This window comes from Mesorhizobium sp. M4B.F.Ca.ET.089.01.1.1, from assembly GCF_004022605.1.
Taxonomy (GTDB): Bacteria; Pseudomonadota; Alphaproteobacteria; order Rhizobiales; family Rhizobiaceae; genus Mesorhizobium; species Mesorhizobium abyssinicae.
The window spans coordinates 1-389 of sequence record NZ_RZOS01001577.1 but is presented as its reverse complement, the minus strand read 5'-3'; the positions used below and the strand labels follow the sequence as shown (position 1 = coordinate 389).

At 62.5% G+C, this 389-nt stretch carries 1 protein-coding gene; it reads right to left on the bottom strand.

Annotation, left to right across the window (positions count from 1 at the left end):
• On the bottom strand, window positions 1-389 hold a 389-nt coding region (locus EN780_RS38365; protein ID WP_128276687.1), incomplete at both ends, for a TRAP transporter large permease subunit.

The following is a 389-nucleotide window of genomic DNA, read 5'->3' as shown; positions in this document are numbered from 1 at the left end:
GATCATCATGATCACCCCGGTCGTCGTCACCGCTCCGACGACCGCTGGGTAGAGATCGTTTAAAGAGAGCTCCCGATAGACGAGGGTGCCGATGAGGAAAGAATAGACGACCGCTATGGCCGAAGCTTCCGTCGCTGTAGCGAAGCCCCCAACGATGGTGACGAGCACGATGAGCGGCATTGCGAGCGCGGGCAGAGCCAACAGCGTGTCGCGTCCGACCTCTCGCGCGTCGAACTTCGTCTCGAGGCGAGGGAAATTGTGGCGCCGGGCGACGATCCAAGTCGTCACCATCATCACGGCGGCGACGAAGAGGCTCGGGAGGATGCCGGCTAAGAGCAGGCCCCCGATGGAGGTGTTGGTGAGCGCGCCGTAGAGGATCAGGATGACGC